This is a genomic window from Pseudomonas sp. 43NM1, assembly GCF_002836905.1.
Lineage (GTDB): Bacteria > Pseudomonadota > Gammaproteobacteria > Pseudomonadales > Pseudomonadaceae > Aquipseudomonas > Aquipseudomonas prosekii.
Genome location: NZ_MKGS01000016.1, coordinates 1 through 16,334, shown reverse-complemented (window position 1 = coordinate 16,334; position 16,334 = coordinate 1). Strand labels below are relative to the sequence as shown.

13 protein-coding genes are annotated in these 16,334 nt (G+C 61.1%); all 13 read left to right on the top strand.

Features of this window, described 5'->3' with window-relative positions:
* Positions 1-270 precede the first annotated feature (270 nt).
* The 13 genes from BI292_RS03820 to BI292_RS03760 all read left to right on the top strand — a co-directional run bounded on the left by BI292_RS03820 (position 271) and on the right by BI292_RS03760 (position 16,331).
* A complete protein-coding gene (locus BI292_RS03820; RefSeq protein ID WP_101207048.1) occupies positions 271-2,376 on the top strand; it encodes a TonB-dependent copper receptor in 2,106 nt (701 codons plus the stop codon).
* A gap of 91 nt (positions 2,377-2,467) precedes the next feature.
* Entirely contained in the window at positions 2,468-3,841 is a 1,374-nt protein-coding gene (locus BI292_RS03815) for a PepSY domain-containing protein (RefSeq protein WP_101207047.1), read from the top strand.
* A gap of 156 nt (positions 3,842-3,997) precedes the next feature.
* Entirely contained in the window at positions 3,998-6,118 is a 2,121-nt protein-coding gene (locus tag BI292_RS03810; RefSeq protein ID WP_101207046.1) for a TonB-dependent siderophore receptor, read from the top strand.
* A 250-nt stretch (positions 6,119-6,368) separates the two neighbouring features.
* A complete protein-coding gene (locus BI292_RS03805) occupies positions 6,369-7,157 on the top strand; it encodes an ABC transporter ATP-binding protein (protein WP_101207045.1) in 789 nt (262 codons plus the stop codon).
* Positions 7,154-8,116 (top strand): ABC transporter substrate-binding protein, encoded by a 963-nt coding sequence (locus tag BI292_RS03800; protein WP_101207044.1) that lies wholly within the window; start codon positions 7,154-7,156, stop codon positions 8,114-8,116. The genes BI292_RS03805 and BI292_RS03800 overlap by 4 nt, the downstream gene beginning before the upstream one ends.
* Entirely contained in the window at positions 8,113-9,123 is a 1,011-nt protein-coding gene (locus BI292_RS03795) for an iron ABC transporter permease (protein WP_101207043.1), read from the top strand. Before BI292_RS03800 ends, BI292_RS03795 begins: the two co-directional genes overlap by 4 nt.
* Before the next feature lie 44 nt (positions 9,124-9,167).
* A complete protein-coding gene (locus BI292_RS03790; RefSeq protein ID WP_101207042.1) occupies positions 9,168-9,467 on the top strand; it encodes a hypothetical protein in 300 nt (99 codons plus the stop codon).
* A 223-nt stretch (positions 9,468-9,690) separates the two neighbouring features.
* Positions 9,691-10,956: an urea ABC transporter substrate-binding protein gene (urtA, locus tag BI292_RS03785; protein WP_101207041.1), complete on the top strand. Its 1,266-nt coding sequence runs from the start codon at positions 9,691-9,693 to the stop codon at positions 10,954-10,956.
* Positions 10,957-11,208: 252 nt separating this feature from the next.
* Complete coding sequence (urtB, locus tag BI292_RS03780; protein WP_101207040.1) at positions 11,209-12,711, top strand: urea ABC transporter permease subunit UrtB; 1,503 nt, start codon at positions 11,209-11,211, stop codon at positions 12,709-12,711.
* On the top strand, positions 12,711-13,790 hold the full coding sequence (gene urtC, locus BI292_RS03775) for an urea ABC transporter permease subunit UrtC (RefSeq protein ID WP_101207039.1): 1,080 nt from the start codon (positions 12,711-12,713) through the stop codon (positions 13,788-13,790). Before urtB ends, urtC begins: the two co-directional genes overlap by 1 nt.
* The gene (gene urtD / locus BI292_RS03770) at positions 13,787-14,656 is read left to right on the top strand and encodes an urea ABC transporter ATP-binding protein UrtD (RefSeq protein ID WP_101207038.1); all 870 of its coding nucleotides are present in this window, start codon (positions 13,787-13,789) and stop codon (positions 14,654-14,656) included. Before urtC ends, urtD begins: the two co-directional genes overlap by 4 nt.
* A 106-nt stretch (positions 14,657-14,762) precedes the next feature.
* Entirely contained in the window at positions 14,763-15,461 is a 699-nt protein-coding gene (urtE, locus tag BI292_RS03765; protein WP_092273958.1) for an urea ABC transporter ATP-binding subunit UrtE, read from the top strand.
* 30 nt (positions 15,462-15,491) lie between these two features.
* Entirely contained in the window at positions 15,492-16,331 is an 840-nt protein-coding gene (locus BI292_RS03760) for an urease accessory protein UreD (protein WP_092273961.1), read from the top strand.
* Positions 16,332-16,334 lie beyond the last annotated feature (3 nt).

Here is a 16,334-nt window from a genome sequence, read left to right as displayed (position 1 = left end):
CGTAAACACTCACCCGATCTCACACGGTTTGCAGACAACTGAAGTAACCCTGTGGCAACGGGCTTTTGTGACGAGGGGGCTTGCCCCCGTTGGATCGCGAAGCGGTCCCCAAACCTCTGACTGTGGTGCATCCGATGCTCCGCGTGCACTGGTTTCACGACTGCTTCGCAGCCGAACGGAGGCAAGCCTCCTCGCCACACAAGCCCGCTTCTACAGGGATTCACGCAGCTTGCCGGCCGTGTCGTTTACGACTGTTCGATGGAAATTTTCATGTCCAGGTTTTCTGCTGACACACGTTTTTGCTACACCCGTTTTCGTTACTCGCCTTTTTGCTGCATTCACGCCACCGCCGTCCTGTGCGGGGTAATGCTGAGCCCGATGGTCTTGGCCGATGATCACGCCGGCCACTCCGAAGAACTCAGCCCGACGGTCATCACCGCAATCGCCCCGAGTTCGCCGCTGACCATCGTCACCAACCCCAAGGACCCGCGCCAACCGGTGCCGGCCAGCGATGGCGGCGATTACCTGAAGACCATTCCCGGCTTCGCGCTGGTGCGCAATGGCGGCACCAATGGCGATCCGGTGCTGCGCGGCATGTTCGGTTCGCGGCTGAACATCCTCACCAACGGCAGCATGATGCTCGGCGCCTGCCCTGGCCGGATGGACGCGCCGACGTCGTACATTTCTCCGGAAACCTACGACAAACTCACCGTGATCAAAGGCCCGCAAACCGTGCTCTGGGGACCGGGTGCCTCGGCGGGCACGATCCTGTTTGATCGTGAACCGGAAAGCTTCGGCGAACTCGGCACGCGGATGAATGCCAGCGTATTGGCCGGCTCCAACGGCCGCTTCGACAAAGTCGTCGACGCTGCGGCGGGCGGGCCTTTGGGCTACGTGCGAGTGATCGGCAACACCGCGCATTCCGACGACTACAGGGACGGCAACAACGACACCGTTGCCTCGCGCTACGACAAATGGAGCGGCGACGTCGCGCTGGGCTGGACGCCCGACGCCGACACCTTGCTGGAGCTGACCGCCGGCAAGGGCGACGGTGAAGCGCGTTACGCCGGGCGCGGCATGGACGGTTCGCAGTTCAAACGCGAAAGCCTCGGTTTGCGTTTCGAAAAGTCCAACATCGGCGAGGTGCTGGATAAGGTCGAGGCGCAGGTCTACTACAACTACGCCGACCACGTCATGGACAACTACACCCTGCGCACGCCGTCTGGCACCGGCATGATGGCCGGGCCGATGGCTTCCAACGTCGACCGTCGCACGCTCGGCGCGCGGATCAAAGCCACCTGGCGCTGGGCCGATGTGCAGTTGATCAGCGGCATCGACGCGCAGACCAACGAACACCGCCAGCGCAGCAGCATGGGCATCGACACCTATAAAAACCTGCCGTACACCAAGGACGCCGACTTCCACAACTACGGGGTGTTCAGCGAACTGACCTGGTACGCCGCCGACCGCGATCGGCTGATCACTGGCGCGCGCCTGGACCGCGCTTCGGCCAAGGACTATCGGCAGACCAACGGTTCGGGAATGATGACACGGGCCAATCCGACCGCTGACGACACCCGCGCCGACACCTTGCCCAGCGGTTTTGTCCGCTACGAGCATGACCTCGCCGACAGCCCGACCACGCTGTATGCCGGCCTCGGTCACAGTCAGCGCTTCCCGGATTACTGGGAACTGTTTTCGCCGAAATTGGGGCCTGCCGGTTCAGTGAATGCCTTCGATTCGATCAAACCGGAAAAGACCACTCAGCTGGATTTCGGCCTGCAATACAAAACCGAAGATCTTGAAGCCTGGGCCTCGGCTTACGTCGGCCAGGTACGCGATTACATCCTGTTCAACTACACGCCGGGGATGATGGGCGCGACCTCGCAAGCGCAGAACATCGACGCGCGGATCATGGGCGGCGAACTCGGCGCCGCGTACAAGCTGAGCGACAACTGGAAGGCCGACGCAACCCTGGCCTACGCATGGGGCAAGAACAGCAGCGATGGCACCGCATTGCCGCAGATGCCGCCGCTGGACGCGCGTTTCGGCCTGACTTACAGCGAACAAAACTGGAGCGCCGGGGCATTGTGGCGGGTGGTCGCAGCGCAAAATCGCATCGACCAGAACAAGGGCAACGTGGTCGGCAAGGACTTCGACAAGAGCTCGGGTTTCGGCGTGTTCTCGCTGAATGGCGCGTACCGCATCAACAAGAACTGGAAGGTCAGCAGTGGCGTCGACAACCTGTTCGGCAAGAATTACGCCGAGCATTTGAACCTGGCCGGTAACGCCGGTTTTGGCTACCCGGCCAACGACCCGCAAGCCATCAACGAACCGGGGCGCACGCTCTGGACCAAGGTGGATATGAGCTTTTAACAGTATGCAAAACCTGTGGGAGCGAGCTTGCCGGCTCCCACAGGTACTGCGGTGAAACAACATAAGATCCAAGCCAAGCGGAGCACACGTGATGACACAGCCCAAACCGAATTTCTACAACCTGGCCTGGCGTTGGCATTTTTATGCCGGGCTATTCGTCGCGCCGTTCATGGTGATGCTGGCCCTGACCGGCCTGATTTACCTGTTCAAACCGCAACTCGATCCGCTGATGTATGGCAGCCTGATGAACGTCCCGGCCGGCCACCACACGGTGTCCGCCGATGAACTGATGAAGCGCGTCAAAAACGCTTATCCACAGGGCCAGATCACCCAATACCTGCCGCCGGTCAACGCCGAACGCAGCGCCCAATTTGTCCTGATCAATGCCGGCAACGAGCTCAACGTCTTCATCGATCCGTACCACGGCGACATCCTCGGCGAGCAGGACGCGAAGCAAAACCTGCAAGCGCTCGCACGCTCGATTCACGGCGAATTGATGATCGGCACCGTTGGCGATCGGCTGGTCGAATTGGCTGCCGGTTGGGGCGTGGTGCTGGTGGTGTCCGGGGTTTTCCTCTGGTGGCCGCGCGGGCAATACGCCGGCGTGCTGTGGCCACGCATGCGCAGTCGCGGTCGCGTGCTGTGGCGGGATTTGCACGCGGTGACCGGGTTCTGGGGCGCTGCGTTTTTGCTGGTGATGTTGCTCAGCGGCATGACTTGGACCGGCTTCTGGGGCAAGCAATACGCCGACGTCTGGAACAGCTTCCCGGCGGCGATGTGGAATGACATGCCGAAGTCCGACGTCGAGGCCCGCAGCCTCAACACCGCGACCCGCCAAACCGTGCCTTGGGCGATGGAAAACACGCCGATGCCAATGTCCGGCGATCACGCTGAACACATGGCCCACGGCGCCGCACCGGTCGGGCCAGCGGCGCCGACCATCAGCCTGCAAGACGTACAAAACATCGCCGAACAACGCAAGGTCGAACCGGGCTACAGCATTACCCTGCCGACCACCGCCACCGGCGTATTCACCATCGCCGTGTTCGCCGACGACCCGCGCAACGACGCCACGCTGCACGTCGATCAATACACCGGCAAGGTCCTCGCCGATGTGCGCTTCGAGCACTACAACACCGTCGCCCGCGCCACTGAAATCGGCGTGATGCTGCACGAAGGCAAGATGTTCGGCGTGTTCAACCAGATCGTGGTGATGTTGATCTGTCTGATGATTCTGCTCAGCGCCGTCAGCGGCGTGGTGATCTGGTGGAAACGTCGCCCAAGCGGAAAACTCGGGGTGCCGCCACTGCGCCACGACCTGCCGAAATGGAAAACCGCGATGGTCATCATGTTCGCGCTGGCGGTGATATTCCCGCTGGTGGGCGCCTCGCTGATTGTCGTTTGGTTGCTGGATCGAGTGGTGCTGTCGCACTTCAATCGCCAACCTGAGCCTGCCTCACCTTGATCATGAAACAGCCGAGATGCGCGTTTTAGAGGGATCTGTACAATCCGCGCGCTTATTGCTCGGTCATTTTTAGTGTTGCTGTATACGCAAATGCACCGCCCCGCCCGCGACAGGAACGTTGCGGGTTTTCTTTTGCAGAAGTGATTCACCGCCCCGATGAACAAGTACCTCTTGTCCAGCCTTTGCCTGTTCGCCATCAATAATCATGCTTGCGCCCAAGCGCTGACCTTGCCTACGGGCACCATCACCGCGCCGGTGGTTGATGACGAAACGGTGCGCCTCGACACGCCGACCACCGCCGGTTCGCGGCTGAATCTGACGGCGCTGGAAACCCCGGCCAGTGTCGAAAGCCTGACCGGCGCGCAGGTCCGCGCGCGCGGGGATCGCAGCGTGCAGGACGCGGTGTCGCGCAGCACCGGGATCAGCCGCACAGGCACGCCGGGTGATGGCGGCACGTCGTTGTCGGCGCGCGGGTTTACCGGGCAGAGTTCGGTGATGCAGTTGTTCGACGGCAACCGCCTGTACACCGGCATGGGCACCGGCACCTTTCCGGTGGATACATGGTCGGTGGAGCGCGTCGATGTGCTGCGCGGGCCGGCATCGGTGTTGTACGGCGAGGGCGCGACCGGTGCGGTGGTCAACGTGATCCCGAAAAAGCCTTTCGCCGGCGAGATCGAAAACCACCTGCGCCTCGGCTACGGTTCCTACGACAGTCAGCAGCAAGCGTTCGACAGCGGCGGTTCGCTGACCGATACCTTGAGCTATCGTTTGAACCTCAATCGCCTGCGCAGCAATGGCTGGATCGACCGTGGCGACGCCGCCAGCGACTTCATCAGCGCGGCCCTGCGCTGGCAGGCGACAGACGATCTGGCGTTCACCCTGGCGCACGATTACGGCGATCAGAAACCGATGAATTATTTCGGCACGCCGCTGATCAATGGCCGCTTCAAGCACAGCCTGCGCGACAAGAATTACAACGTCAGCAACGATCAGCAGCACTACAACGATCAATGGACGCGGCTGACCAGCGACTGGCAGATTTCCGATAACGTCAGCTCGAGCAACGAGCTGTATTACCTCAAGGTCCAACGCCGCTGGCAGAACGCCGAAAACTACAACTTCGACCGCGACACTCAACAATTGAGCCGCAGTGGTTATTTCGGCATCGGCCATACGCAGGAACAGCTCGGCGATCGGCAGACGTTCACCTTCAAGCACAGCCTGTTCGGCCTCGACAGCCAAACGGTGACCGGCGTCGATTACAACCGCATCCGCTTCCAGCTCGAAAGCAATTCGCCGTTCAACGACGTGCTGCCGAACGGCCAAGCGCTGGATCTGTATCACCCGCAACCGGGGCAGTTCGAAAGCAGCAACCCGTACCGTGGCCAGTTTCAGTCGACGACCAAACAGATGTCGGTGTTCGCTGAAAACCGTACGCAACTGAGCGAGCGCTGGTCGCTGGTGACCGGCGTGCGCCGCGATTATGTGCACATCGACCGCACGGATCTGACCAACGATAGCCGCAGCGACAAGACGTTGACCGGCAACAACTGGAAGGCCGGTCTGGTGTTTGCGCTGACCCCGGATACTTCGTTTTACGGCCAACTGGCGACCAGCACTGATGGTGTCGGCGGCTTGATTTCCCTGAGCCCGGGCCAGCAGCAATACGACTTGGCGAGCGCCCGGCAAAGCGAAATCGGCATGAAGCAATTGTTCTGGGATCAGCGCGGCGAGTTCACGTTGGCGGCGTATCGCATCGTCAAAAAGAAATTGCTGACCGACGACCCGAGCAATCCGACGCTCAAGCAACAGGTCGGCCAACAGTCGTCGAATGGCCTGGAAGCGAGCCTGGATCTGCAACTGCCGCACGCCTGGCAATTGCAGGCCAACGCCGCAATCGTCAAAGCCAAATACGACGATTTCGAAGAATTGCTCGGTGGTGTCCCGGTGTCGCGCAACGGCAATCGGCCGGTGGACGTGCCACGGCGCACCGCCAATCTGTGGCTGAGCAAAGCGCTCAGCGATGAGCTGAAAGCCGGTGCGGGCGTGCGATATGTCGATGCGCGATACGCCGACATGGCCAACCGCAATGAGCTGCCGAGCTACACCGTGGTCGATGCGACGCTGTCCTGGAAAGCCCGGCGCGATACCACGCTGGGCTTGCAGGTGAACAATCTGTTTGACCGCCAGTACGCGCAAAGCCAATACAATGACGGCCAGCAGTGGATCCTCGGCGAACCGCGGTCGTTTTTCGTTACCGCTGATTACACCTTTTGATTCAAAAGCCACCCCTCACCCCAACCCTCTCCCCAGAGGGGAGAGGGGGAAAGGGAGCTAATCGGGGGCTTTTCAGAATCTGAATTCGACTCGGTTTTTCAGGACCTGAGTTCGACTCGGTTCTTCAGGTCGATGTAGATCCAAGAACACCTCGGTCAGTCCCCTCGCCCCTTTGGGGAGAGGGTTAGGGTGAGGGGCTCGATTCAACTGACACCCATAGCAATCACGATCACCACCCAACGGAGCCTGCATGACCTCGCTGAACCTCACTAACCTCGCCTGGACACCCCTGGGCCACGGCCATTGTCATCACCAGTTTCAACTGCGTGATGCCTCGCTGCACGTGGCCGCCGGCGAGTTTGTCGGGTTGATCGGGCCTAACGGCAGCGGCAAGACCAGCCTGCTGCGCTGCGCCTATCGCTTCAGCAAACCCGAGAGCGGCGAGGTTCAACTGGACCACCACAACGTCTGGAAACAATCCTCGCGCTGGTGCGCGCAACGCATTGCGGTGGTGTTGCAGGAATTCCCCGACGCCTTCGGCCTGACCGTCGATGAAGTGGTCGCCATGGGCCGCACGCCGCACAAAGGCCTGTTCGATGGCGACACGCTCGACGACCGCCAACTCGCCACCCAAGCGCTGGAGTCGGTCGGCCTCAGCGGCTTCGAAGACCACGCTTTCGCCACGCTCTCCGGCGGTGAAAAACAACGAGTGATCCTCGCCCGCGCACTGGCGCAGCAACCGCAATTGCTGATCCTCGACGAGCCGACCAATCACCTCGACCCGCGTTATCAGCTCGAATTGCTGCAACTGGTCAAACGCCTGAACATCGGCACCCTCGCGAGCATCCATGACCTCAATTTGGCCGCGGCTTTCTGTGATCGGCTGTACGTGATCAACCACGGGCGCATCGTCGCCAGCGGCACGCCGCAACAAGTGCTCACCGCGCCGCTGCTGCGCGACGTGTTCGGCGTCGAAGCGTTGATCGACGACCATCCCCTCCACGGCTACCCACGAATCACCTGGATAACCCAACCATGACTGTGCGTTCCCTGTTCTGCGTCGCTCTGTTGCTGGGCAGTGCCCACGCGTTCGCCGAGGCGACGAAATACCCGCTGACGGTGCAGAGTTGCAACCGCGAAGTAACCTTCAAACAGGCACCGAAACACGCGGTCAGCCACGACATCAACATGACCCAGATGATGCTCGCCCTCGGCCTCAAACCGAGCATGGCCGGTTACAGCGGCGTCAGTGGCTGGAAGTCGGTCACCCCCGACATGCAATCGCTGCTCGACGGTTTGCCGGAACTGGCGGCGAAATACCCGTCGGTGGAAACCCTGCTCAATGCCAACGTCGATTTCTTCTTCGCCGGTTGGGATTACGGCATGCGCGTCGGCGGCGACCTCACGCCGCAAACCCTGCAACCGCTGGGCATCAATGTCTACGAGCTGACCGAGTCCTGCGCGTTCGTCATGAAGCGCCCCGCCGCGACCCTGGAAGACACCTACAACGACCTGCGCAACCTCGGCAAAATCTTCGACGTGCAGGACCGCGCCAACGCGCTGATCGCCGACATGCAGGCCAAAGTCGCCGCCGTGCGCCAAGACCTTCCGACAGACAAGCCGCGCGTGTTCCTCTATGACAGCGGCGAAGATCGGGCGATGACCTCCGGCCGTCTCGGCATGCCGCAAGCGCTGATCGACGCGGCCGGCGGGCGCAATATTCTCGACGACGTCGAGGCGAGCTGGACCCGGGTCAATTGGGAAAACGTGGTCGAACGCAATCCGCAAGTGATCGTCATCGTCGATTACGGCGAAGTCACTGCCGCGCAGAAAAAACAATTCCTGCTCGACAACCAGGCGCTGCAATCGGTGGACGCGATCAAAAACCAGCGCTTTATCGTCATCCCCTACGTGCAAGCCACGCCGGGCATCGACAACGTGCTGGCGGTGGAAACCCTGGCCAAAGGCTTTTCGTTCAAAGAGCTTCAACGCCCATGATCAATCGCCGCTACGCGTTGTTGCTGATCGCCCTTGGCGCACTGTTGCTGGTGTCGTGCGTGGTGTCGCTGGGCTTCGGCCCGGCGCGGGTGCCGGTGGACGTGGTGTGGCGGATTCTGTTGCACAAGATTTTCGGTTTCGGCGTGCCGGACTGGGCCGCCGGGCAGGAACACATCGTCTGGTTGATTCGTGTGCCTCGCATGTTGCTTGGCACGTTGGTGGGTGCCGGGTTGGCGCTGATCGGTGCGGTGCTGCAAGCGGTGACGCGCAACCCGTTGGCCGACCCGCACCTGCTTGGAGTCACCTCCGGCGCGACCCTCGGTGCCGTGATCGTGGTGCTGCATGTCGGTGAAATCGTCGGCCTGCTGACCTTGCCGATCGCGGCGTTTATCGGCGCGTTGCTGAGTATGCTGATCGTGCTGATGATCGCCAACCGCAACGGGCGGCTGGACAGTGATCGGCTGCTGTTGTGCGGCGTGGCGGTGTCCTTCGTGATGATGGCGATCGCCAATCTGCTGCTGTTTCTCGGCGATCACCGCGCGAGTTCGGCGGTGATGTTCTGGATGCTTGGCGGGCTCGGGTTGGCACGCTGGGAATTGCTGGCGGTGCCGGCGGCCAGCGTGTTGCTCGGGTTGGTGTTGTTGCTGGGCATGGCTCGGCCACTGAATGCGTTGATGGCGGGTGAGCAGACGGCCGTGACCCTCGGGCTGAACGCTCGTACCGTGCGGTTGCGGGTGTTTTTGATTGCTTCGCTGATGACTGGGGTGCTGGTGTCGATCAGCGGGTCTATCGGGTTTGTCGGGCTGATGGTGCCGCACATTGCGCGGCGGTTGGTCGGAGCGGAGCATCGGCGATTGCTGCCGGTGTGCGTGTTGCTCGGTAGTGTGTTTCTGGTGTGGGTCGATGTCGCCGCGCGCACCTTGATTGCCCCGGAAGACCTACCCATCGGCGTCGCCACCGCCGCCATCGGTGGCTTGTTTTTCATCGGACTGATGCGACGCCGTTGATCATTGCGTAGACTGCGCACATCACCACTCTCAGGATGAGCCCCATGTTGAAAGCTGTTTTTGTGTCCCTGTTGCTGCTCGGTTCCTTTTCCGCCTCGGCCGATACGACAGTCGACGTCTCAAAGATTTACGGCAAGATCAAATTCGTCGACAGTTTTCCCGATTACAAGGTGAAGGTGGTGAATTCGTTCCCCGATCTGAAGGTGAAGAAAGTCGACGCCTTTCCAGATTCAGCCGGCAAGTGGAAAACAGTCGATAGCTTCCCCGATTACAAGATTCAGATCGTCGACGCCTTCCCCGATTTCACTATCGAGTACGTCGACGCCTTCCCGGGCGTTAACTGAATCCCCGCATCACCGCTGCCGCCAAGCGGCAGCACCACAATGACGCACACCGTCGCACCACCGCCCCGCCCTCGTCCCGTCATGGTGCGTCGCCCAAACCGCGCAACCGCTCTAATACGACATTTCCCTGCCTTTTGCCGACCAGGCACAGCCCTTGCTAAAGACCCTTCAGTAGTCCGCATCTGCCAACCAAGAAAATTCATAAGTTCATGGAGATCGCACAATGAAGCGTCGCAGCTTGATCAAGGCTTTCACACTATCGGCATCGATTGCCGCGATGGGCATGACCTGGAGCATCCAGGCCGCCGAGACCATCAAGGTCGGTATTTTGCATTCGTTGTCCGGCACCATGGCGATCTCCGAAACCTCGCTGAAGGACATGGCGTTGATGACCATCGACGAAATCAACGCCAAGGGCGGCGTCAACGGCAAGATGCTCGAACCGGTGGTGGTTGACCCGGCGTCGAACTGGCCGCTGTTCGCCGAAAAGGGCCGGCAGTTGCTGACGCAGGACAAGGTCGCCGTGGTGTTCGGTTGCTGGACCTCGGTGTCGCGTAAATCGGTGCTGCCGGTGTTCGAAGAACTCAACGGGCTGCTGTTCTACCCGGTGCAGTACGAGGGCGAAGAAATGTCGCCGAATGTTTTCTACACCGGCGCGGCGCCGAACCAGCAAGCGATCCCGGCGGTGGAATACCTGATGAGCGAAGAAGGTGGCAGCGCCAAACGCTACTTCCTGCTCGGCACCGACTACGTCTACCCGCGCACCACCAACAAGATTTTGCGTTCGTTCCTGCACTCCAAAGGTGTCGCGGACAAGGACATCGAAGAGGTCTACACGCCGTTCGGTCACAGTGATTACCAAACCATCGTCGCCAACATTAAAAAATTCTCCGCCGGTGGCAAGACTGCGGTGATTTCGACGGTCAACGGCGACTCCAACGTGCCGTTCTACAAAGAGCTGGCCAACCAGGGTTTGAAAGCCACCGACGTGCCTGTCGTGGCGTTCTCGGTGGGCGAAGAGGAACTGCGCGGGATCGACACCAAACCGTTGGTGGGCAACCTCGCGGCGTGGAACTACTTTGAGTCGGTCGAGAACCCGGCGAACAAGAAATTCGTCGCTGACTGGAAAGCCTACGCGAAGAAACACAACCTGCCGGGCGCCGACAAAGCGGTGACCAACGACCCGATGGAAGCGACTTACGTCGGTATTCACATGTGGGCGCAAGCGGCGGAAAAAGCCAAATCGACCGACGTCGACAAGGTCCGTGAAGCGCTGGCCGGGCAGACGTTCGCGGCGCCATCGGGCTATACGCTGACCATGGACAAGACCAACCATCACCTGCACAAACCAGTGATGATCGGCGAGATTCAGGCCGACGGTCAGTTCAACGTGGTGTGGCAGACCGAAGGGCCAATCCGCGCCCAGCCATGGAGCCCGTTTATCGATGGCAACGACAAAAAGCCGGATTACGCGGTGAAGAGCAACTGAGGCAGATCCGGGTTTTGGGGAAGACTTGAAATCCACCCCTCACCCCAGCCCTCTCCCCAAAGGGGAGAGGGGGAAAGGGAGCCGATCTTCATGCTTTCCAAAGCCTGAGTTCGCCTCGATTTTTCAGGTCGCAGCCTGTCTGCCAATCACCTCGGTCAGTCCCCTCGCCCCTTTGGGGAGAGGGTTAGGGTGAGGGGCCGATTCAAAGCCGAACACAGTCTCATCGGCCGCCGCTGAACAGGACACCACTAAATGCCCACCGCCCTCTACCGTCTCATTCTCGCCATCGCATTGTTGTTGCCGATGGCCACTTTTGCCGGTGACGCCGAAGACTTCGTCGCCGCCAATCCGATGCAACAAGCCAAGCTGCTGGAAGCCTGGGCCGCGCAGCCCGATCCGGCGCGTATCGAACTGATCAACGCCCTGCAACAAGGCGAATTGACCGTCGAAGGCCAACCGAAAACCTTGCGCCTGAACAATCGCCTGCGGGGTCTGATCGACACCGCACTGGCCAGCCACCAATTGCTCGCCGCCGACGCCAAAATCCGTCTGGCCGCCGCGCAGCAATTGCAGAAAAGCGCCAAACCGGCGCAGCTGAAATTCCTCGACCAGCAACTGGCTGGCGAAAGAGATGAAAGCGTGCACGCCGCCCTCAGCCTCGCGTTGGCCAATCTGCAACTGGTCGACAGCGACCCCGCCGTGCGCCTCGCCGCCGTGCGTTTGCTCGGTGAAACCGGCGATCCGCTGGCGCGCACACGCCTCGAAGGTTTGCTCGAACCGGGCGTCGAAGCCGATTCCGGCGTACGCACCGCCGCCGAAACCAGCCTGGCGCAAGTCAAACGCAAACTGCTGATCGGTGAGTTGCTCGGCCAGGCGTTCAGCGGCATGTCGCTGGGCTCGATCCTGCTGTTGGCCGCGCTCGGTCTGGCGATCACTTTCGGCCTGCTCGGCGTGATCAACATGGCCCACGGCGAGATGCTGATGCTCGGCGCCTACTCGACGTACGTGGTGCAACTGATGTTCCAGCGCTTCGCCCCGCAAGCCATCGAGTTCTACCCGTTGATCGCGCTGCCGGTGGCGTTTTTTGTCACCGCCGCAATCGGCATGGCGCTGGAACGCACGGTGATTCGCCACCTCTACGGCCGACCGCTGGAAACCCTGCTCGCGACCTGGGGCATCAGCCTGATGCTGATCCAACTGGTCCGTTTACTGTTCGGCGCGCAAAACGTTGAAGTGGCCAACCCGGCGTGGTTGTCCGGCGGGATTCAAGTGCTGCCCAACCTCGTGTTGCCCTACAACCGCATCGTCATCATCGCGTTTGCGCTGTTCGTGGTGGTGCTGACCTGGCTGCTGCTGAACAAGACGCGTCTCGGTCTGAACGTGCGCGCGGTCACCCAGAATCGCAACATGGCGGCCTGCTGCGGCGTGCCGACCGGGCGCGTGGACATGCTCGCGTTTGGCCTCGGTTCGGGCATCGCTGGGCTTGGTGGCGTCGCGTTGAGCCAGATCGGCAACGTCGGCCCGGACCTCGGCCAGAGCTACATCATCGACTCGTTCCTGGTGGTGGTGCTCGGCGGCGTCGGGCAGTTGGCCGGTAGCGTGTTCGCAGCCTTCGGTCTGGGCATCGCCAACAAGATTCTCGAACCGCAGATCGGTGCGGTGCTCGGCAAAATCCTGATCCTCGCGCTGATCATTCTGTTCATCCAGAAACGTCCGCAAGGCCTCTTCGCACTGAAAGGACGGGTGATCGACTGATGAACCAGCCCCTGATGCTCACGGCCTCGCAAAAGGCCGGCCCCAAAGTCACCATCGCCGTGGGTGTGGTGATTCTTGTGCTGCTGCTGGCGCTGCCACTGCTGTCACTGTTGCCGGCCGACAGCGCGTTGCACGTCTCGGCGTATACGCTGACGCTGGTCGGCAAAATCCTCTGTTACGCCATCGTCGCTTTGGCGCTGGATCTGGTCTGGGGTTACGCCGGTCTGCTGTCGCTGGGCCACGGTTTGTTCTTCGCCCTCGGCGGCTACGCGATGGGCATGTACCTGATGCGCCAGGCCTCGGGCGATGCCTTGCCGGCGTTCATGACGTTCCTGTCGTGGACCGAGTTGCCGTGGTACTGGACCGGCACCAGCAGCTTCCTCTGGGCCATGTGCCTGGTGGTGTTGGCGCCGGGATTGCTGGCGCTGGTGTTCGGGTTTTTCGCGTTCCGCTCGCGGATCAAAGGCGTGTATTTCTCGATCATGACCCAAGCGCTGACCTTCGCTGGAATGCTCCTGTTTTTCCGCAACGAAACCGGTTTTGGCGGCAACAACGGCTTCACCAATTTCCGCACCATTCTCGGCTTCGGCATCACCGAACCGGGGACGCGCGCGGTGCTGTTTTTCGCCACCGTGGTGTTGCTCGTGGCAAGCCTGTTTATCGGTTGGCGTCTGGCGCAGAGCAAGTTCGGCCGTGTGCTGACCGCACTGCGTGACGCGGAAAACCGCCTGATGTTCTGCGGCTACGATCCGCGGGGTTTCAAGTTGTTCGTCTGGGTGTTGAGCGCGGTGCTCTGTGGGCTGGCCGGTGCGTTGTACGTGCCGCAAGTGGGGATCATCAACCCGAGCGAAATGTCGCCGACCAACTCCATCGAAGCCGCCGTGTGGGTCGCTTTGGGTGGTCGCGGCACGCTGATCGGGCCGCTGCTCGGCGCGGGCGTGGTCAACGGCATGAAGAGCTGGTTCACCGTGGCGTTCCCGGAATACTGGCTGTTCTTTCTCGGTGCGCTGTTCATCGTCGTGACCCTTTACCTGCCTAAGGGCGTGATTGGGCTGCTGAAAAAAAGAGGTGAACAATGAGAGTCACTGCGACGGCGGAATTTATGCTCGAACCAGCGTTTTTCCCGGTGGAACCGAACAAGGACGCCGGCACTAGCCGCGACAGCATTGGCTTCGGCCAACGCGTCGGTCCCGGCCTCGACACCCGCCACGGCACGATCCTGACCCTGGAAGACATCAGCGTCAGCTTCGATGGCTTCAAGGCGTTGAACAATCTGAACCTGTACATCGGCGTCAGCGAATTGCGCTGCATCATCGGCCCCAACGGCGCGGGCAAAACCACGCTGATGGACGTGATCACCGGCAAGACCCGGCCAAGTCACGGCAAAGCCTGGTTCGGCGAAACCCTGGATCTGACCCAGATGAGCGAAGTGCAAATCGCCCAGGCCGGCATCGGCCGCAAGTTCCAGAAGCCGACGGTGTTCGAAGCGTTGAGCGTGTTTGAAAACCTCGAACTGGCGCAGAAAACCGACAAGTCGGTATGGGCCAGTTTGCGCGCGCGGCTGAGCGGCGAGCAGAAGGATCGCATTGCCGAAGTGCTGGAGACGATTCGCCTGACCACCTCGGTCAATCGTCCGGCGGGGCTGCTGTCCCACGGGCAGAAGCAGTTTCTGGAAATCGGCATGTTGCTAATGCAGGACCCGCAATTGCTGCTGCTCGACGAACCGGTGGCAGGCATGACCGACGCCGAAACCGAGTTCACCGCCGAGCTGTTCAAGCGCCTGGCCGGCAAGCATTCGTTGATGGTGGTGGAGCATGACATGGGCTTTGTCGGCTCGATTGCCGACCACGTCACCGTGCTGCATCAGGGCAGCGTGCTGGCCGAAGGATCGCTGGAACAAGTGCAGGAAAACGAACGCGTGATCGAGGTTTATCTCGGTAGATGATTTTGCTCCCCGTAGGAGCGAGGCTTGCCCGCGAAGCTTTTGGCGGCATTGAGGTCCCCTTCGCGGGCAAGCCTCGCTCCTACAGGGATTTGAGGAGAATTCACAAATGCTGCAAGTCGACAAGCTGCATCAGTATTACGGCGGTAGCCACATTCTGCGTGGCCTCACGTTTGAAGTTAAGGTCGGCGAAGTCACCTGCCTGCTCGGGCGCAACGGCGTCGGTAAAACCACCCTTCTCAAGTGCCTGATGGGCCTGTTGCCGGCCAAGGAAGGCGCGGTGAATTGGGAGGGCAAGCCGATCACCACGTTCAAGCCGCATCAACGGGTGCGCGCCGGCATCGCTTACGTGCCGCAGGGCCGGGAGATTTTCGGGCGGCTGACCGTCGAGGAAAACCTGCTGATGGGCCTCTCGCGTTTCCCCGGCAGCGAGGCGAAGGAAGTCCCGGCGTTCATCTACGAGCTGTTTCCGGTGTTGCTGCAAATGAAGCAACGGCGTGGCGGGGACTTGTCCGGCGGCCAGCAGCAACAATTGGCCATTGGCCGCGCGTTGGCCAGCCGTCCGCGTTTGCTGATTCTCGATGAACCGACCGAAGGCATTCAGCCGTCGGTGATCAAGGAAATCGGCGCGGTGATCAAGAAACTCGCAGCACGCGGCGACATGGCGATTTTGCTGGTGGAACAGTTTTACGACTTCGCCGCCGAACTGGCCGATCAATACCTGGTGATGTCCCGAGGCGAGATCGTCCAGCAGGGCCGCGGTGAAAATATGCAAGCCGAGGGTGTGCGCGGGCTGGTTACGATCTAGTCTGTAGCGTCCTAACGATAATCAAAAACCATGAATTTACCTGTCCCCACTGTCCTGTTTACCCCGAGTTGGCACGCCGAGCTGGAGCTCGGCTACGCGCGTTTCGGCGCCAGCACGCGCCCGGTTCAGCGTCGCCACAAAGGCCCGCTGCGGGTGCAAAAGCACCTGTACGCCGAAGGCCCGGAGGTGTGTCAGCACATCATCGTTCATCCGCCGGGCGGGATTGCCGGTGGCGATCGGCTGGATATCTCGGCCAGCGTCGGCGCCGAGGCCTGGGCGCAAATCACCAGCCCCGGCGCGGCCAAATGGTATCGCGCTGCCGGTCCGGCTTATCAGCAACTGGAATTGCGCGTGGCCGCTGGCGCGACCCTGGAGTGGCTGCCGCAGGAAACGATTATTTTCAGCGCCGCGCAGGCTGAGCTGAGTACCTCGATTGAGCTTGAGGGCGATGCGCGACTGTTCTATTGGGACGTGGTGGCGCTGGGGCGCCCGGCCAGTGGCGAGCGTTTTGACCTCGGGCATTTTCAGGCGCAGCTCGACATCCGCCGCGACGGCCAGTTGCTCTGGCACGAACGCCAGCGCATTGTCGGCGCTGATGGTTTGCTCGACTCGCCGATCGGCCTGGACGGCCAACCGGTATTTGCGACGTTGCTGGTGACCGGGGAAATCGACAGTGATTTGCTGCAAACCTGTCGCTCGCTGCCCAACGACGTGCGCGGGGATTTGACCCAGTTGCCGGGGTTGCTGGTGGCGCGGTGCCTGGCCAGTGAGGCGTTATTGGCGCGCGGTTGGCTTATAGATTTGTGGCGCTTACTCAGACCTGCATTACTCGGACGAGAAGCCCTCGCCCCCAGAATATGGAGCACCTGAGAG

Coding starts and splice junctions, on each gene's coding strand:
- BI292_RS03795 (WP_101207043.1), top strand. CDS start 8,113: ATGATCAATCGCCGCTACGCGTTGTTGCTGATCGCCCTTGGCGCACTG.
- urtE (WP_092273958.1), top strand. CDS start 14,763: ATGCTGCAAGTCGACAAGCTGCATCAGTATTACGGCGGTAGCCACATT.
- BI292_RS03810 (WP_101207046.1), top strand. CDS start 3,998: ATGAACAAGTACCTCTTGTCCAGCCTTTGCCTGTTCGCCATCAATAAT.
- urtD (WP_101207038.1), top strand. CDS start 13,787: ATGAGAGTCACTGCGACGGCGGAATTTATGCTCGAACCAGCGTTTTTC.
- BI292_RS03820 (WP_101207048.1), top strand. CDS start 271: ATGTCCAGGTTTTCTGCTGACACACGTTTTTGCTACACCCGTTTTCGT.
- BI292_RS03800 (WP_101207044.1), top strand. CDS start 7,154: ATGACTGTGCGTTCCCTGTTCTGCGTCGCTCTGTTGCTGGGCAGTGCC.
- urtA (WP_101207041.1), top strand. CDS start 9,691: ATGAAGCGTCGCAGCTTGATCAAGGCTTTCACACTATCGGCATCGATT.
- BI292_RS03760 (WP_092273961.1), top strand. CDS start 15,492: ATGAATTTACCTGTCCCCACTGTCCTGTTTACCCCGAGTTGGCACGCC.
- BI292_RS03805 (WP_101207045.1), top strand. CDS start 6,369: ATGACCTCGCTGAACCTCACTAACCTCGCCTGGACACCCCTGGGCCAC.
- urtC (WP_101207039.1), top strand. CDS start 12,711: ATGAACCAGCCCCTGATGCTCACGGCCTCGCAAAAGGCCGGCCCCAAA.
- urtB (WP_101207040.1), top strand. CDS start 11,209: ATGCCCACCGCCCTCTACCGTCTCATTCTCGCCATCGCATTGTTGTTG.
- BI292_RS03815 (WP_101207047.1), top strand. CDS start 2,468: ATGACACAGCCCAAACCGAATTTCTACAACCTGGCCTGGCGTTGGCAT.
- BI292_RS03790 (WP_101207042.1), top strand. CDS start 9,168: ATGTTGAAAGCTGTTTTTGTGTCCCTGTTGCTGCTCGGTTCCTTTTCC.